This is a genomic window from Nocardia concava NBRC 100430, from assembly GCF_000308815.1.
GTDB lineage: Bacteria > Actinomycetota > Actinomycetes > Mycobacteriales > Mycobacteriaceae > Nocardia > Nocardia concava.
In genome coordinates this window covers 46,895-62,671 of the sequence record NZ_BAFX01000104.1, presented here as the reverse complement: position 1 = coordinate 62,671, position 15,777 = coordinate 46,895, and the positions used below count along the sequence as shown (strand labels likewise).

The 15,777-nt window shown below is 67.3% G+C and carries 15 protein-coding genes; 9 read left to right on the top strand and 6 right to left on the bottom strand.

Going from position 1 to position 15,777, the window contains the following annotated elements; genetic code table 11:
- Entirely contained in the window at positions 1-678 is a 678-nt protein-coding gene (locus tag ON43_RS24605) for a nitroreductase (RefSeq protein WP_040811110.1), read from the bottom strand.
- An 83-nt stretch (positions 679-761) separates the two neighbouring features.
- Between ON43_RS24605 and ON43_RS24600 the strand changes: the two genes are divergently transcribed.
- Positions 762-1,211, top strand: a complete 450-nt coding sequence (locus ON43_RS24600; RefSeq protein ID WP_040811108.1) for a winged helix-turn-helix transcriptional regulator — start codon at positions 762-764, stop codon at positions 1,209-1,211.
- A 22-nt stretch (positions 1,212-1,233) separates the two neighbouring features.
- Here ON43_RS24600 and ON43_RS24595 read toward each other — a convergent pair whose 3' ends face one another.
- Entirely contained in the window at positions 1,234-2,241 is a 1,008-nt protein-coding gene (locus tag ON43_RS24595; RefSeq protein WP_157514167.1) for an MBL fold metallo-hydrolase, read from the bottom strand.
- A 413-nt stretch (positions 2,242-2,654) separates the two neighbouring features.
- The gene (locus ON43_RS24590) at positions 2,655-3,743 is read right to left on the bottom strand and encodes a heparan-alpha-glucosaminide N-acetyltransferase domain-containing protein (protein WP_051179113.1); all 1,089 of its coding nucleotides are present in this window, start codon (positions 3,741-3,743) and stop codon (positions 2,655-2,657) included.
- Positions 3,744-3,997: 254 nt separating this feature from the next.
- Between ON43_RS24590 and ON43_RS24585 the strand changes: the two genes are divergently transcribed.
- On the top strand, positions 3,998-6,046 hold the full coding sequence (locus ON43_RS24585; protein ID WP_051179112.1) for an ATP-binding protein: 2,049 nt from the start codon (positions 3,998-4,000) through the stop codon (positions 6,044-6,046).
- A gap of 405 nt (positions 6,047-6,451) precedes the next feature.
- Positions 6,452-6,670, top strand: a complete 219-nt coding sequence (locus tag ON43_RS24580; RefSeq protein WP_040811107.1) for a cold-shock protein — start codon at positions 6,452-6,454, stop codon at positions 6,668-6,670.
- 91 nt (positions 6,671-6,761) lie between these two features.
- On the opposite strand, the gene ON43_RS24575 is transcribed toward ON43_RS24580, so the two are convergent.
- Positions 6,762-7,565: a nucleotidyltransferase domain-containing protein gene (locus ON43_RS24575; RefSeq protein ID WP_086008011.1), complete on the bottom strand. Its 804-nt coding sequence runs from the start codon at positions 7,563-7,565 to the stop codon at positions 6,762-6,764.
- Between the two features lie 651 nt (positions 7,566-8,216).
- Between ON43_RS24575 and ON43_RS24570 the strand changes: the two genes are divergently transcribed.
- The 4 genes from ON43_RS24570 (at position 8,217) to serA (ending at position 12,435) form a co-directional block, all read left to right on the top strand.
- Positions 8,217-9,395, top strand: coding sequence for a globin domain-containing protein (locus tag ON43_RS24570; RefSeq protein ID WP_063712613.1), 1,179 nt, complete (start codon positions 8,217-8,219; stop codon positions 9,393-9,395).
- Entirely contained in the window at positions 9,386-10,117 is a 732-nt protein-coding gene (locus ON43_RS24565; protein ID WP_040811106.1) for a DivIVA domain-containing protein, read from the top strand. Before ON43_RS24570 ends, ON43_RS24565 begins: the two co-directional genes overlap by 10 nt.
- A gap of 76 nt (positions 10,118-10,193) precedes the next feature.
- Complete coding sequence (locus ON43_RS24560; protein ID WP_051179109.1) at positions 10,194-10,595, top strand: globin domain-containing protein; 402 nt, start codon at positions 10,194-10,196, stop codon at positions 10,593-10,595.
- Between the two features lie 241 nt (positions 10,596-10,836).
- Positions 10,837-12,435, top strand: coding sequence for a phosphoglycerate dehydrogenase (gene serA, locus ON43_RS24555; protein ID WP_040811105.1), 1,599 nt, complete (start codon positions 10,837-10,839; stop codon positions 12,433-12,435).
- Between the two features lie 89 nt (positions 12,436-12,524).
- Here the strand turns inward: serA and ON43_RS24550 are convergent, their stop codons facing one another.
- Entirely contained in the window at positions 12,525-12,767 is a 243-nt protein-coding gene (locus ON43_RS24550; protein WP_040811104.1) for a hypothetical protein, read from the bottom strand.
- Between the two features lie 36 nt (positions 12,768-12,803).
- On the opposite strand from ON43_RS24550, the gene ON43_RS45615 reads away from it, so the two are divergent.
- Positions 12,804-13,115, top strand: coding sequence for a hypothetical protein (locus tag ON43_RS45615; RefSeq protein ID WP_040811103.1), 312 nt, complete (start codon positions 12,804-12,806; stop codon positions 13,113-13,115).
- A 116-nt stretch (positions 13,116-13,231) separates the two neighbouring features.
- A complete protein-coding gene (locus ON43_RS24540; protein ID WP_040811164.1) occupies positions 13,232-14,239 on the top strand; it encodes a 3-isopropylmalate dehydrogenase in 1,008 nt (335 codons plus the stop codon).
- Between the two features lie 288 nt (positions 14,240-14,527).
- Here ON43_RS24540 and ON43_RS24535 read toward each other — a convergent pair whose 3' ends face one another.
- Positions 14,528-15,706: an MFS transporter gene (locus ON43_RS24535; protein WP_040811163.1), complete on the bottom strand. Its 1,179-nt coding sequence runs from the start codon at positions 15,704-15,706 to the stop codon at positions 14,528-14,530.
- Between the last annotated feature and the right edge of the window lie 71 nt (positions 15,707-15,777).

Below are 15,777 nucleotides of genomic sequence, written 5' to 3'. Positions count from 1 at the left end.
TCACGAATGCCAGGTGACCACCTGATCGAGCTCGGCCCGGGTGGTCCGGAAACTGTTGGCGGCGTGCTCGGTTTCGGGATACCCGAACGACACACCGGCGATCACCTGACGATTCGCGGGCAGACCGAAGTATTCGCGCAGGAACGGCGAGTAGGTCGCCAGCGCGGCCTGCGGCGCCGTCGCCACCCCGAGGCTCTGCGCCGCCAGCAGGAACGACGTCAGATACAGCCCGCAATCGACCGCGCCGTAGGTCCCCAGATCCGCCTCCGTGGTGAGGATCGCGACGTGCGGTGCGTCGAAAAGCTCGAAATTGCGCATGGTTTGGCGAAACGCACCGGCCTTGTCCTCGCGGGCGACACCGACAGCCGTGTAGAGCGCCCCGCCGCATTCACGCCGACGGTCCCGGTAGACGCCTTCATAGGCGGCCGGGAACGGGATGTCCGTCGCGATGGTCGCGCCACCCAGGTGATCCAGCAACGCCTTGCGGAACCGATCGGTCGCCGCCGGATCCTCGGTGATCGCCACCTGCCACGGCTGGGTGTTGCACCAGGACGGCGTGCGCTGCGCCAGCCGCAGGATCGCCTCGATGTCCGTGCGCGGGACCGGATCCGGGCGGAAGGCCCGGCAGGTATAGCGGTCGGCCAGCAGTGATTCCAGTGCGGCATAGCGATCGGACATGTGTCACCCCTCCGAATGTGGTCCCATTTCGAGACCGATTCCAAACTGGTCTCATATTAGGACCAGATGGTTAGGATTGGAAGATGCGGTACGAGGAACTGTCCGACGAACCGTGCTCCATCACGCGGGCACTGGTCGTCTTCGGCGACCGATGGACGCTGCTGATCCTGAAGGCGGCCTTCTCGGGAGTGCGCCGCTTCAACGGTTTTCAGGCGTACCTGGGGATCTCCAAAGGGCGGCTGCAGGACCGCCTCGATCGCCTGGTCGAGCACCAGATACTGACCAAGCAGCCGACGGAGACCGGCACCTACGAGGAATACCGGCTCACCGCCAAGGGGCACGACGTGTACCCGATCCTCATGGCCTTCCGGGACTGGGGCGACGAATACATGGCTCCCGACGGCCCGCCGGTGTACTACCGCCACCGCGACTGCCCAGGCGAGGCCCACGTTCAGCTCGAATGCGATTCGTGTGGAAAGGAACTCACCGCCCGCGACGTGGCGCCGGAGGTCGGGCCGGGCATGACGGCCTGACCGCCGAATCAGCCTGCGGCGCTCAGTGTTTCGCGATGTCGAAGGCCAGCCGACCCGGCGCGAGGTAATCGTCGCGGTCGATCAGCATCCGGATCTCCGGCCGCTCGGCCGCGGGGATCCGGGCGAGCTCGTCGTGCACGGGCGAGCGGAACGCCTCACCGCGCGCGGTCATCACGGGCAGCCAGTTGTCATGGTGGTTGGGCACGAACACCTTCGGCCGCAGCGCCTCGACATAGCTGCGCGGATCCCGCAGCCCATTGGTGAACTGGTTGAAGCCCTGCACCGCACCGATGTGCACGTCCGAGGCGGGCAGCTCCCGCAGCACGTCCAGCACCGCCGGAGCCTTGTCCAGCAGCGGGCCGGAGGAGTCGTGCCAGGTCAGCACGAACTCGCCCAGCCGGAACTGGTACAGCAACACCCCGCCCTCCGGCGCGGTGAGATTGCGTGCCAGATGCCGGGCATCGGCCAGACTCGGCGGGTACGTGCGGATATCGCACAGACACGGCCTGGGCCGCACGGGGGTCGAGGCGTCGTGCCCTTCGTGCCGGGGCGTGCGCGCGGAGTGGATATGCCGGATCGCGGTCACCGACAGTCCCGGAGCGAGGTCGAAATCGTGGCGCTCACCGGGAGCGGAACTGCTGGAACCGAGTTCCTTGCAAGACAATTCGACGCCACTCACCTGCTTCCGCGCCGTCGCGCAATGCTCCGCGGTCCCGTGCACCACCGCCCCGCTGTCCCGCGCGATCGCCCCGGCATCGGCGGCGTGATCGAAATGCCCGTGCCCGATGAAGATCGCCACCGGCTCCAGTGCCGCGACCTCCGCGGGCGTGGTCGGCACATATCCGGAAGTCGCCCCGCGCGGCACCCACGCGTCGAGCAGGAACACCACCCCACCCATGGCCACCGCGAAACTCGCACACCCGAACCAGGACACCAGCACCTGATCATCCCGCACCGCCCCGCTGACCGGATCCACCGCATCCTCGCCGAAGAATCGCTGACGTGCGGCAATTGTCTGATCACTGGGCACCGGGTTCCCCTTGTCTCGCATGCTGGCGGGTATCACCCCGCGCCGACCCGCATTCTGCCCGGATCCAACCCAACTGTCACCGATCAGCGCTGTCGGCCTCGACATTCTCAGCCCGAGCTCGCGTCGCTTCGGACCGTCACCGGGCGGCGACCGCAGCGCGTCTTGGGTCGCGCGAGCGCGAATTCACGACACCCACGCTCCAGCGATCCGCGGCCGACGACCTCGGTCTGGCCCGGGGAGGCCGACCGACCAGCCGCCGGTCGGCGCGCATGGCCACGCCCCGAGGGCCGGATCCCTTTCCGCATGTCGTCCCCACCGGGCAGCGCGCACCACGAAATCGCGGCCGACTCCGGGCTCGTCCATGCAGTCTCGCGCGGTTGTGGTTCGGTTCGGCGGTGGATTGCGCGTGGCTTTCAGGCGGTGGCGACCGCGCCTCGCCGGTCGGTGGCGCGGTCGCACAGCCATGACACGGCGCGCTCGAGCGGGCCGCGGCCGACGACGAGCGCCCATATCGTCGAGGCCGCGAGCGTGATCGTCAGGAAGACGGCCAGCACGATTGCATCCGGTACCGCGTCGCCGAGCAGGCGTACCGCGATGATGTGCGCGGAATACACCGTCAATGGCAGGGTTCCGACGGCCATGACGGGAAACAGCAAGGGGTGCAGCAGGTTCATGGTGAACAGCAGCACGCCGATCATCGTAAGCGCGAACCCCAATGAGCCTGCGATCTCGAAGGTGGATCCGGAATGCGGTTCAGCCGTGAGCAATTGGGGGTATTCGGCCGATTCGAGTGAGCCGAAGCGCCCCAGTAGCCACGCCCCGCCGTATCCGAGGACCATGAGCGGTACTCCTGCCGCGACCAGCCGCATCCGGGTCGCCGTCGCGGTCAGGTCGCAGCGACCCAGCGCAAGTCCGGTGAGCGCGAAGGTCATCCACACCAGCCCCGGATAATCGCCGGTGATCGCCAGATCAGTCACCTGCGCACCGAAACAGACGTCCGCGCCCTCGCAGCTCGATGACACCAGCTGCCCCAGGGCCGCCGTCAGGGGCGGCGCGATCACCGCCCAGCCCGCCGCCAGGAGCAGCAGCCGCCGCGGCTGCCATCGCAGAAACGGCAGGCAGCACGCGAACAGCAGCGCGTAGGTCTGCAAAATCACCGAGATCCCGCTCCCCAGCGCGGTCAGCAGCCCGCCCAGCGCGAACAAAACCAAGGCGCGCACCAGGATCCGCAATCGCACCGAAACCAACTCCGCCCCGGTCGGCGGCTGCCGCCGCCCGCTCAGCAGCGCGATGGACACCCCGGCCAGCGTCGCGAACAGAATCGACGACCGCCCCGCCGCCACCCCCAGCCAGCTCCCCGGGTCGGTCCACGAAGGATCCCGCAGCACACCGACGTGCACGGTGATCATGCCCAGCACGGCGAGCCCGCGAGCGGCGTCGATGGCCGCGATCCGGGATGCGGTCGCGGGCGGGCGTGCGGGCACGGCAAGAGCGGTCGTCATACCCGCATAGTGCCCACCCCATCATTAGCGGATCGTGAGGAACGGGTCGTGCGGCCGCTCTTCGTGGGCCCCATGCGGTCTCGCGGAGGTAACCGAGACCTTGCCGTTGCCTTGGGCTATCGGTCGGTGAATCCTGGAATCACACCGTGACGAACCGGTGGGTAAATGTTCAGCCCGTTGTTAATCAATCGGCGTTGCATCGAATTCAGAGGTAGCTGAACGACGGCTACCCGTAGGGCAATTGGGGGCCCACCATGTACAACGAGGTGCATGTGGCCGCGCACGATCGCGAAGACCACAAGTACACGATGCGGATCAGCCGGTTGGCGATCGACAAGCTCGGCATCCGGCTGTATGACCGGGTGTCGGCGGTACTGGCCGAACTGATCGCAAATTCCTACGATGCGGACGCCACCGAGGTCGAGGTCACTTTGCCCTGGGGTGCGATGCTGGCCGGAACCGTCAGGGCCGCAGACGAACCCGCGTACGAGATCGTCGTCTCCGACAACGGTCACGGGATGACGGCGGCGGAGATCAACGAGCACTATCTGATGGTGGGCTCGGATCGGCGGGTGCGCACCGGCTCCGATCTGTCCCGGGAGCGGCGGCGGCCGGTCATGGGGCGCAAGGGGATCGGCAAGCTCGCCGCCTTCGGCATCTGCCGCACCATCGAGGTGATCACGGCGGGCAGCCGGGACGAGGACCGAACAGCGTTGGGCTGGAACGTCTCTCACATCATCATGGATCTCGATGACATGCTCTCCGACACCGAGAGCGACTACTTCCCGCGCCCCGGCCGCCTGGACGGCAGCTTCACGGCCAAGCGCGGCACCACCATCATCCTGCGCAATTTCTTTCGCAAAAGGGTCAATACGGGCACGGAGCTGAACCGGCAGCTGGCCTCGCGCTTCGGCATCGAGCGCACCGACTGGCGGGTCGAGGTGCGCAATGCCATCGGGCAGGAGAGCTTCATCCTCAGCCAGCTGCCCATCGACGTCATGGAGGAGACCCGCGTCGACGTCGGCCGGGTGCCGGTGCGGTTCGGGCGGCAGTTCCTGCCGGTGACCGGCTGGATCGCCTACTCGAAGCAGCCGTACCGCGATGAGGCGATGGCCGGTGTCCGCATCTACGCCCGCGGCAAGATCGTCGCGCAGACAAGGGATTTCGGCATCTCCGCCGGATTCACCGGCGAATTCAAACTGCGCTCCTACCTGGTCGGTGCGATCAATGTGGACTGGCTCGACGATGACGACGACCTGGTCCGCTCCGACCGTCAGGACATCATCTGGAATTCCCCGCGCGGCGAGGCCCTCGCCCAGTGGGGCCGGGCGCTGATCAAGGAGATCGGCCGGCTCGGCGAGAAATCCATTCGCCGCCGGGTCTGGGAGGAGTTCGTGGAACGCTCCCGCATCCACGAGACTCTCGACGCCATCGCCCCCGGCGACCGCCTGTTCCGCGACTCGGTGCTCGACGCCGCGCGAATCCTGGTGGCGCACAAGGACCGTGCCTCCCTGGACGATCCGGCGCACATCCAGAACATGCTGCGCCTGGCGCTGTCGCTGGGCCCGCAGCGCAGCCTGCTCGACACCCTCAAGGAGATCGCCGAGGAGGAGGGCGATCCCGAATTGGACGTCGTGGTGGCGCTGTTCGAGCGGGCGCGGGTGGCCGAGATCTACTCGCTGGGCCAGATCGCCAGCGAGCGCGTCGCCGTGGTGGACCGGCTGCGCACGCTCATCGACGACCGCCGCTCCCTGGAACGCCCCTTCCAGGAGCTGATCGAATCCGCCCCCTGGCTGCTCGCTCCCGAGTGGACGCCGCTGGGCATGAACGAATCCCTCAAGCGCGTGCGCGCCAGCTTCGAGCGCTGGTACGCACACAAATTCGGCACACCGCTGGTCACCACCACCATCGGCAGCCCGAAGCGCGAACCCGACTTCGTCCTGCTGCACGATTCCGGCGAACTGTGGATCGTCGAGATCAAGCGCATGGACTACCACCTCACCGATGAGGAGTACAACCGCGCCGTCAACTACCTCTACGAACTCGACCACTTCCTCGAGGAGAACCCCCGCATCGGCGCCCAATTCCCCCGCCGCCGTCTCACTTTCATCGTCGACCACATCGACAAGCTGGGCCCGGCATCCCTCTCCTCCCTGGTCAGCGACCAGCGAGTGGACCGCCGCACCTGGCGCGAACTCCTCGACTCCACCCTCCGCGCCCACCGCGACTTCCTCGAACGCGTCTACGCCATGCGCGGATCCGACACCCCCGACGAGGAGGGCCGCACCATGCGCGCCGGCTGAGCGGTGACCACCCGCGCCGCAGAACCCGCGCCGGGCCTCGAGGGCGCAGCCCGAGACGCGACTGCGAGATGCGGGGACGCGGTGCCCGGGCCGGAGGAAGGGACGGCCCGGGCATCCGCCTCACCATCCCACCCTGTGCCCACCCAACACCTCGAATCAGGCACCCCCGAGCCCATCCCGCATGTCGCACGACGGGCGTGGTGGTGGATCTCCGAGCGAGCTCGGTGAGTGATGCGCGGGGGAGTGGTTATTCGATACATGTGTGAGTCATCGGGGCCGTGGCGGTCGCGGGTGCGGCCGCGGCCGGTCCGGGTGGCTGACCGGGCGGCGTGCGGGGCGTGACACCATGGACCGCGGCACGTGCGGGGACGTGAAGGTAATCGGAACGGTCGAGAAGGTCGGGTAATGGCGCACGGCACGGTGAAGTGGTTCGACAGTGAGAAGGGGTTCGGGTTTCTGAGCCCTGATGAGGGTGGGGCCGACGTGTTCGTGGAGTACACCGCGGTGGCGGGGGAGGGGTTCCGGTCGCTGGCCGAGGGGCAGCGGGTGGAGTTCGAGGCGCGGGCCACCAAGCAGGGGCCGGAGGCCGTGGCCGTGTGGGTCACCGCCGGAGCCCACCGCTAGCCGCACCCTCGCGATTCGTAGTCGGCCTGCCCGGCGTGGTTGATCCACGCCGGGCAGGCCGCTTTCACGGGCCGATGCTCGATGGATTCTTTCAGCCGCGCAGGCGGCGGCGGAAGAATTCGGTTGATAGAGCCTGTGCATGTTGCCGCTGGGCCGGGTCGGATTTCACGAATTCCACTGCGGCCCGCTCGAACTCGGCGGAGACGAATTCCGCTATCGGTGTGGGTACTTCACCGGAACTCATTTCCCGAGTTCGAGATTTCAATTCCGTCAATTCCGCTACGGACGCCACGAAATCGTTCCGCAGGTCGCATTCGGCGAGCAGCGTCGGCAAATGCATCGGCGCCACCGCTTTGTCGGGGTGTTCGTGCAGCCATCGCAATGCCATGGCCGGACGCAGTGAATAGAACACCTTCTTCAAAGACCGATTCGAGTCGAACAGCTGCCATTGGCGGCGGCCCAGGTGGAGATAGTGCCGGGCCACCCGGTCGCGGTCGGCGACTTCGTCGGCGAGCGTCCGCAATTCGTCCCGGAATTGCGGGTCACCTCGATAGACGATGGGCGACATCAGCCATTCGATCAGCACCGCGTTGCCGTTGACCAGCAGCCGCAGCGCCTTGAGCAGGTCCCACCCGTTGACGTCGAGCAGACCGATCAGCGGGGTCTCGATGACATCACGGCCCGGCCACGGCGTCAGGTAGTCGTCCAGCGGGCGCAGATAGACGAACCTGCAGTCATAGTCCGAGTCGGGGGACGGGAAACCCCAGGCGCGACTGCCGCTTTCGATGGCGAGCAGCACGTCGACGCGGTGTTCGCGCACGATCCGGTCCAGTTCGCCGTCGATCGTGGCGACCACCGCCGGGTCCATGGAGGCGGGGATCGAGCGCAGGGTCATGGGAGCCGACGGTAGTGCCCCAGATCTCGCTGGTCCAAGGGTTTTTCGCGCGATAAGCCCCCAGAATTAGGGGCGTGATCGGCACGTTATATGGCGGGAATTCGACACCTATATGAACGCGGCCACAGAATTACTGATACGTGACGCCGGTCACATCGCGTTAATCCCCGTAACAGGCTCCGAAACCCGCCCGATACGCTCCATGTCAGATTGCTCGCCTGAAAACACGAAGAGGTAATTTCATGATCCCCGTTATCATCGACACCGGTTCCGCTGCCCTGAACGGCCTCCTGAGCACCGGCTCGGCCGCTTTCCACGGCATCATCGACACCTTGTGGACCGGTTCCTTCGGCCGCTGATAGCCGCCGCAGTCGATTGATTCGACTTTCGAAAGCCCGGCCTCGGACTCCGTAGCTCCGACGCCGGGCTTTCGGCTATCTGTGACCGGCGTCTCAACGCCGGAAAATTACCTACATCGAGCGCGTAATTCGCCAAAAGTTAGCTGCTACTCGCGGTCACTCTTTCGTTTAGACACCCCCACGGCAATGCCCTATGTTTGCCGTTATCCGGACAGTCGTCCATGACTCACCCGCACTGACGATGCGGACATGGCCGTGTCCAGAGGGAGTTTGTCGGAGTGTTGGTGTCCACATGAACGTCGACGCACTACAGAGCAGTTGGCGGCTGGTCGAGCGCGTCGGCGACGAGGCCGTGCAGTACTTCTACGCGCACCTGTTCCTGGCCCACCCCGAGGTGCGGGAGATGTTCCCGATCCGGATGACCGGGCAGCGCGAGAAGTTCTTCGCCGCCCTGGGCCGCATCGTCAGCAATGTCGAAACCTTGGCCGCGGACCCGGAATTCGTCGCCCAGTTGGGCCGCGACCACCGCCGCTTCGGCGCGGTCGGCGCGCACTACCCGGCCGCCGGGGCCTCGCTGCTGGCCACCCTCGCCCATTTCCTGGGCCCGCGCTGGACCGATGAGCTGGCCCAGACCTGGACCGCCGCCTATTACGCGGTGGCGGACATCATGATCACCGCCGCGGATCAGGCCGCCGACACCCCGGCCTGGTGGGACGCCGAGATCGTCGCGACCGAGCGCCGCAGCATCGACGTCACCGTGCACACCGTGCGCCCGCATCTGCCCTATCACTACGCGGCCGGGCAGTCGCTGGCCGTCGAGATCCCGCAGCGCCCTCGGCTGTGGCGCTACTTCTCGCCCGCCAACGCCCCGCGCCCCGACGGCACCTTCGAACTGCACGTGCAGGTGGTCGACGGCGGCGAGGTCAGCACCACCTTCGCTCGTCAGGTCCGCCCGGGCGATCAGGTCCGGCTCGGCGCACCCGTCGGCACCGCCTTCCAGATTCCGTCGGACGCGGTCGACAACCTGCTGTTGATCGCGGGCGGTTCGGGCTTGGCGCCCTTGCGCGCCTTGGTCGATCGCTTCGCGCAGGAGGCCCAGCACACCAGCGTGCCCCGCGTGCAGCTGCTGCACGGCGTGCGCACCTCGTGGAATCTCTACGACCACGAGGCCCTCACCGCGCTCACCGAGAATCCCTGGTTCTCCTATACCCCTGTGGTTTCCGAGGATCCGGGCTTCCACGGCGTGCAGGGCATGGTCGGCGCGGTCGCCGCCCGCGGCCGCGATCTGTCGGGCACCACCGCGTTGGTGTGCGGCTCGCCCGCCATGGTGCAGGCGACCGTCACGGCGCTCACCACGGCCGGAATGCCGCGCCACGCAATCAGATTCGAGACGTTCGGTCAGGCCGTCGAGCCCCGCGGTACCACCGGCAACGAGCCGCGCACTACGGACAAGGTCGCCCAATGGATGTGAAACCCGACGACATTCGCAACGCCCGCTTCAAGGGCGCCCGCCTGGGCCGCAAGGGTTACGACGCCGAGGAGGTCGACCGCTTCCTGGAGCAGGTGCGCGCCTCGATGACGCGCCTGACCCGCGAGAACCGCAACCTCACCCTCACCAGCAATTCCTCGGAACTGGCTCGGCTGCAACGGGAGAACATGCAGCTGGCCGCCAAGAGCGAGGCGCTGCAGATGCAGATGCAGACCATGGCCTCGGCCGGCTCGGTGGCCGAGCTGCAGCAGCAGCTGGCCAACGCGCACTGGGAGATCGCAAGGCTGCAGGACGAATTGGAGAAGGATGAGCTGGGCATCAGCGCTCGCGCCGTCCACGTCCTCAACCGCGCGCAGCTCTCCGCCGACGCCATCATCGAACAGGCCGAACACCATGCGCGCGACCTGATGTCGATCGCGCGCGCCCAGCAGCGCGAAATGCTGCAGCGGGCAAGGGAATCCGCGGGCTCCAACCGATCCGGCGGCTACCTGGACCCGGAGTTGGAGGACCAGCGCCACGAGCAGCTGCGCGCCTACTCCGAACTGCTGCGGTCGCAGCTGCAAGCCATCGTCCAGACCCTCGAGGTCGAGGTGGACAAGCTGGCGCTGTTGCCGCTGCCGGCCCCCGGTTACGGTGCGCTGCCCGGCAATTCGTTCCCGCCGGACCTACCGGCCGCGGGCGTGGAACACGCGGCCCAGAACTGAGACATCACAGCTCGGTCCGATCCGAGCGATCTCCATCGCAACAGCCCACGCGAGAACGGAATTGGGGGACATCCCTGTGAATATCGAAGCGTTGCAGTCGAGTTGGCAGCAGGTCGAGGCCATCGGCCCGGAGGCCGTCGAATACTTCTACAACCACCTGTTCGAGGCGCACCCCGAGGTCCGCGGCATGTTCGCCGAGGACCTGGCCCCGCAGCGGGAGCGCTTCCTGGCCGGCCTGGCCCGCATCGTCACCAATGTCGAGACCCTCGCCGACGACCCGTCTTTCGTGCAACAGCTGGGCGCCCACCACGCCCGCCTCGGCGTCGTCGCCGACCACTACCCGGTGGCGGGTGCCTCGCTGCTCGCCACCCTCGAGCACTTCCTGGGTGACGGCTGGACGCCGGAACTCGCGCAGACCTGGACCGCCGCCTACGGCGCGGTCGTGGATCTGATGCTGTCGGCCGACGTCGCCGCCTGAGTCGTGCTCGCGGAAGCCGGTTTCGAGCCACAGCTCGGGACCGGCTTCTCGTAATTTCTGCCTCGGAGAAATTGGACCGACCGGCCACTTTCATCCGATCAATTTCTAAAACCCCAGGTCACAGCTTTGATGGCGGTTGCCTACCAGGCGGTAAAACACACCGAAGTCTCGGCTATTAAGCTGACGCCCGTTCATCACTGAATAAGCACCGTCCGGATCCCTTCCTCAGGAGTACCCCACCGTGAGCCAAGCAGGCCGTCCTGTTGTTCTGATCGCCGACAAGCTCGCCCAGTCGACCGTCGACGCGCTGGGCTCCGGCGTCGAGGTTCGCTGGGTCGACGGCCCGAACCGCCCCGAGCTGCTCGCGGCCGTGCCGGAAGCCGATGCGCTGCTGGTCCGTTCGGCCACCACCGTCGACGCCGAGGTGCTCGAGGCCGGCAAGAACCTGAAGATCGTCGCCCGCGCCGGCGTCGGCCTCGACAATGTCGATGTCCCCGCGGCCACCGAGCGCGGCGTCATGGTCGTCAACGCGCCGACCTCCAACATCCACACCGCCGCCGAGCACGCCGTCACCCTGCTGCTCTCGGCCGCGCGCCAGATCCCCGCCGCCGACGCCACCCTGCGCGAGCACACCTGGCAGCGCAGCAAGTTCAACGGTGTCGAGATCTTCGGCAAGACCGTCGGCGTCATCGGCCTGGGCCGCATCGGCCAGCTGTTCGCGCAGCGCCTCGCCGCCTTCGAGACCAAGGTCATCGCGTACGACCCCTACACCTCGCCGGCCCGCGCCGCCCAGCTGGGCATCGAGCTGCTGACCCTGGACGAGGTGCTCGAGCGCGCCGACTTCATCTCCATTCACCTGCCCAAGACTCCTGAGACCAAGGGCATGCTGAACAAGGAGACCCTGGCCAAGACCAAGAAGGGCGTCATCATCGTCAACGCCGCCCGCGGCGGTCTGATCGACGAGCAGGCCCTGGCCGACGCCATCACCTCCGGCCACGTGCGTGCCGCCGGAATCGATGTGTTCGAGACCGAGCCGTCCACCGACAGCCCGCTGTTCGAGCTGCCGCAGGTCGTCGTGACCCCGCACCTGGGCGCCTCCACCGCCGAGGCCCAGGACCGCGCGGGCACCGATGTCGCCAAGTCGGTGCAGCTGGCGCTGGCGGGCGAGTTCGTGCCCGGCGCGGTGAACGTCACCGGTGGCGCGGTCAACGAGATCGTCGCCCCGTGGCTGGAGATCGTCCGCAAGCAGGGCGCGCTGCTGGGCGCGCTCGCCGATGAGCTGCCGGTCTCGCTCGAGGTTCAGGTGCGCGGCGAGCTGTCCTCGGAAGACGTTGCGGTGCTGGAGCTTTCGGCGCTGCGCGGTGTGTTCTCGGCGCTGATCGAGGACTCGGTCACCTTCGTCAACGCCCCGTCGCTGGCCAAGGATCGCGGCCTGGAGGCGTCGGTCACCACCCACAGCGAGTCCCCGACCCACCGCAGCCTGGTGGACCTGCGCGCCGTGTTCGGCGACGGCCGCACCCTGAACGTGGCCGGCACCCTGACCGAGCCCGCCCAGGTCGAGAAGATCGTCAACATCAACGGCCGCAACTACGACATGCGCGCCGAGGGCCTGAACCTGGCCGTCCTCAACTACGAGGACAAGCCGGGTCAGCTCGGCCGCCTGGCCTCCAAGCTCGGCGACGCCGGCATCGACATCCAGGCCGCCCAGATGACCCAGGACCTGGACAAGGAAGGCGCCACCGTCATCCTGCGCGTCAACAAGGACGTCCCCGCGGATGTCCAGGCCGCCATCGCCGAGGCCGTCGGCGCGGCGAAGGTCGCCCAGGTCGACCTGGCCTGATCCTCGGGCCCTGCCCTGAACGAACACCGCGCCCCTTCCCGCCAATCGGGAAGGGGCGCAGTGCTATCCGGTCTGCATGGCGGAGAAGATCAGCGACCCCGGCCAAGGGCGCGAGATTCGACGGCGTCCTTCGCCTCGACCAGGCTCGCGGTCGGGTCCAGATCCCGGTACAGCTTGATCGCGTGGATCTTCTTGCCGCGCCGCAGGAGATCATCGATCTCGGTGTAGTCGGTGACCCGGTCCGGATCATCGATGCCCAGATGCTCGATGATGAGGTCGATCTTGCGTTCCAGGCGCTGGAGTTTGCGCTCGAGTCGGAGATTGTCGAACATCTGCCGAACCCTACCGGCTGCCGCCAAAATGGGACGATGCGAGGAAAGACGCCGCCCACCGAGCCGCTGGGCGTGCGGGAGCGGCGCAATCTGCTGATCGGTACCGGTGTGGTGGTGGCGCTGCTGGTGGTCGGGGCAGTGATTTGGGGGCTGCTGGACCATCGGCCCGACTATGGGCGATCCGAGAACGGTTGTGTGGCAGTGCAATCCGCCGGGTCGATGGGTGGTCAGCAGCAGCGGGCGTGCGGGGAGCGGGCGCGGGAGTGGTGCCGGACCGTTTCGGGGCAGACGGATGCGCTGTCGGTGAAGGTGCAGCAGGAGTGTCAACGCGCTGGAGTCCTCCTCTGATCCCACTGGTTGGGAGCGATTCGCCCTGGTGAAAGGGGGCGTGGGGGTACCCGCTATCGTGGCCGTGGACTCTCCGGCCAGGCGGAGCGGATCATTCGAAACGGAGCATGGATTTCATGAAACTGGCTGTCATTCCGGGCGACGGTATCGGTCCCGAGGTCATTGCCGAGGCGCTCAAGGTGCTCGACGTGGTGGTGCCGGGGGTCGAGAAGACCGAATACGACCTGGGGGCCAAGCGGTTCCATGCCACCGGCGAGATCCTTCCGGACAATGTGATCCCGGAGCTCAAGCAGCATGACGCGATCCTGCTGGGCGCCATCGGCGATCCGTCGGTGCAGTCCGGCCTGCTCGAGCGCGGGCTGCTGCTGCGCACGCGGTTCGAGCTGGATCACCACGTGAACCTGCGCCCGTCCAAGCTGTACCCGGGCGTCACCAGCCCGCTGGCCGCCAACCCGGACATCGACTTCGTGGTGGTGCGCGAGGGCACCGAGGGGCCGTACACCGGCACCGGCGGCGCGATCCGCGTCAACACCCCGCACGAGGTGGCCACCGAGGTCTCCACCAACACCCGTTTCGGTGTCGAGCGCGTGGTGCGCTACGCCTTCGAGACCGCCCGCAAGCGCCGCAAGCACCTGACCCTGGTGCACAAGAACAACGTGCTGGCCTTCGCCGGTTCGCTGTGGTCGCGCACGGTCGCCGAGGTCGCCACCGAGTACCCCGACATCGAAACCGCTTACCAGCACATCGATGCCGCGACCATCCACATGGTCACCGACCCGGGCCGCTTCGACGTGATCGTCACCGACAACCTGTTCGGCGACATCATCACCGACCTGGCCGCCGCCGTCTCCGGTGGTATCGGCCTGGCCGCCTCGGGCAATATCGACGCCTCGGGCACCAACCCGTCCATGTTCGAGCCGGTGCACGGGTCCGCGCCGGACATCGCGGGCCAGTCCAAGGCTGATCCGACCGCCGCGATCCTCTCGGTTGCCTTGCTGCTCAACCACCTCGGCAAGGCCGAGGAGGCCGCGCGCATCGAGTCGGCTGTCGCCAAGGATCTGGCCTCGCGCTCGGGTGCCGCCTCCACCGTCGAGATCGGCGACCGGATCGCCGCCTCGGTTTAAGCCTCAACGGTCAAGCCCCCATTCCCGCGACGGCGGGGATGGGGGCTTGACCGTGTCGGTGGCCGAATATCGACGCCGACAAGGTGATTCACTGGTTCGTACCACTGCCCGGATGATCGAAACCCGACCGATTCGCACCCTTCGTACGTTCCGTCCCGGCCGCCAAAATGCCATCCTGGGAGGCGGTTTGGTGAAACCTGCTGGGGCAGTGAGGTATATCGCACAATTGCATTGGTATGCGAAAACGTAACGGGCGCAGTTCTTCCGGATTTGCCGGTAATCAGCAGATCATCGGGAACCGGTGGGTACCAACGGGACAGCGGCCAGCGCGATCAGTGCTACCAGCCCGTACACGATCGGAAACCCGGCCGCCGTGATCAGCGCGCCGAACACCGGCGCGACCGCGGCCGCCGCCAGATTCTGCCCCGTGTTCTGGATGCCCAGCCCGCGCCCGGACCAGAACGGCCCGGCGATCTCGGCCACCGCCGTGAAGGCCAGCCCGTTGTCGGCCACCGTGATGACCGAGGCCGCCACCAGGATCGGAATCGCCGCCCACCACTGATGCGCCCACGCCGCTACGGCCAAGGCGGACATGGAGATAACGGCCGCCACCGCCACCGTGCGCAGCGGGCCCAACCGGCTGCCGACCTTGTCCGACCAGATGCCCGCACCGATGCGCCCGGCCGCGCCCAGAATCTGGGTGCCGGTCACCACCGCGCCCGCGACCGCCAGCGACATGCCGACCTCGCGATGCAGCCACAGCAGCCCGAAGGTCCAGATGGTGGCCTGCGGGATGACCAGCAGAATCGACACCGCGTGAATGCGCCACAGCGTCGAATCCCCACGGTAGGGATTGGCGGGACGCCCTGTGCCCCCGGTGGATTCGGGTCGCGGCGGATCCACAATCCCGATCAGGCAGCCGATCGCCGCGATGCCCGCCATGACCGCGGGCACCAGGACCGCCGTCGAGAACCCGTGTGCCGCAGCGACGGCCGGAATCGACATGGCGCCGACGGCCACGCCCAGCGGCTGGGCGGTCTGCCGGATTCCCATGGCCAGCCCGCGCTGGTCCTTCGGGAACCAGCCCACGATCACCCGTCCGCTGGCCCCGTTCGTACTGCCCGCGCCCGCACCGGCCAGGAACAGCAATGCCCCCAGCGCAACGTAGTTCGAGACGGTGGCCGCCGCCGCGCCCGCGACGAACATCACCGCGGGACCGGCCACCAGCGCCAGGCGCTCACCCGCGTGATCGACCACCCAGCCCCACGCGATCAGCGTGCAGCACAACCCGACCAGCGGCATGGCGACCAGCAGACCGGCCGTGGCCAGCGACAATCCGCGCTGGGTCAGAGCCGGCAGCAGGAAGGGCGCGCCGTTCACCATGACCGCGCTCGCGGTCTGGGCGAAGACGCCGAGCCCCAGCATGGTCCACCGACGCGTCGTGCCAATCTCCGTCACGGTGGCCATGACCATCACCTCTGTCTCAATATATGGAATCGCTGTCTTACTGTGTGAACATCGGACCTTACGGTACACCT

What these genes read in the sequence shown, in the direction of transcription:
- ON43_RS24535 (WP_040811163.1), bottom strand. Translation starts at nt 15,706, where the DNA reads ATGGCCACCGTGACGGAGATTGGCACGACGCGTCGGTGGACCATGCTG.
- ON43_RS24600 (WP_040811108.1), top strand. Translation starts at nt 762, where the DNA reads ATGCGGTACGAGGAACTGTCCGACGAACCGTGCTCCATCACGCGGGCA.
- ON43_RS24580 (WP_040811107.1), top strand. Translation starts at nt 6,452, where the DNA reads ATGGCGCACGGCACGGTGAAGTGGTTCGACAGTGAGAAGGGGTTCGGG.
- ON43_RS24550 (WP_040811104.1), bottom strand. Translation starts at nt 12,767, where the DNA reads ATGTTCGACAATCTCCGACTCGAGCGCAAACTCCAGCGCCTGGAACGC.
- ON43_RS24565 (WP_040811106.1), top strand. Translation starts at nt 9,386, where the DNA reads ATGGATGTGAAACCCGACGACATTCGCAACGCCCGCTTCAAGGGCGCC.
- ON43_RS24575 (WP_086008011.1), bottom strand. Translation starts at nt 7,565, where the DNA reads ATGACCCTGCGCTCGATCCCCGCCTCCATGGACCCGGCGGTGGTCGCC.
- ON43_RS24570 (WP_063712613.1), top strand. Translation starts at nt 8,217, where the DNA reads ATGAACGTCGACGCACTACAGAGCAGTTGGCGGCTGGTCGAGCGCGTC.
- ON43_RS24585 (WP_051179112.1), top strand. Translation starts at nt 3,998, where the DNA reads ATGTACAACGAGGTGCATGTGGCCGCGCACGATCGCGAAGACCACAAG.
- ON43_RS24605 (WP_040811110.1), bottom strand. Translation starts at nt 678, where the DNA reads ATGTCCGATCGCTATGCCGCACTGGAATCACTGCTGGCCGACCGCTAT.
- ON43_RS24540 (WP_040811164.1), top strand. Translation starts at nt 13,232, where the DNA reads ATGAAACTGGCTGTCATTCCGGGCGACGGTATCGGTCCCGAGGTCATT.
- ON43_RS45615 (WP_040811103.1), top strand. Translation starts at nt 12,804, where the DNA reads ATGCGAGGAAAGACGCCGCCCACCGAGCCGCTGGGCGTGCGGGAGCGG.
- ON43_RS24590 (WP_051179113.1), bottom strand. Translation starts at nt 3,743, where the DNA reads ATGACGACCGCTCTTGCCGTGCCCGCACGCCCGCCCGCGACCGCATCC.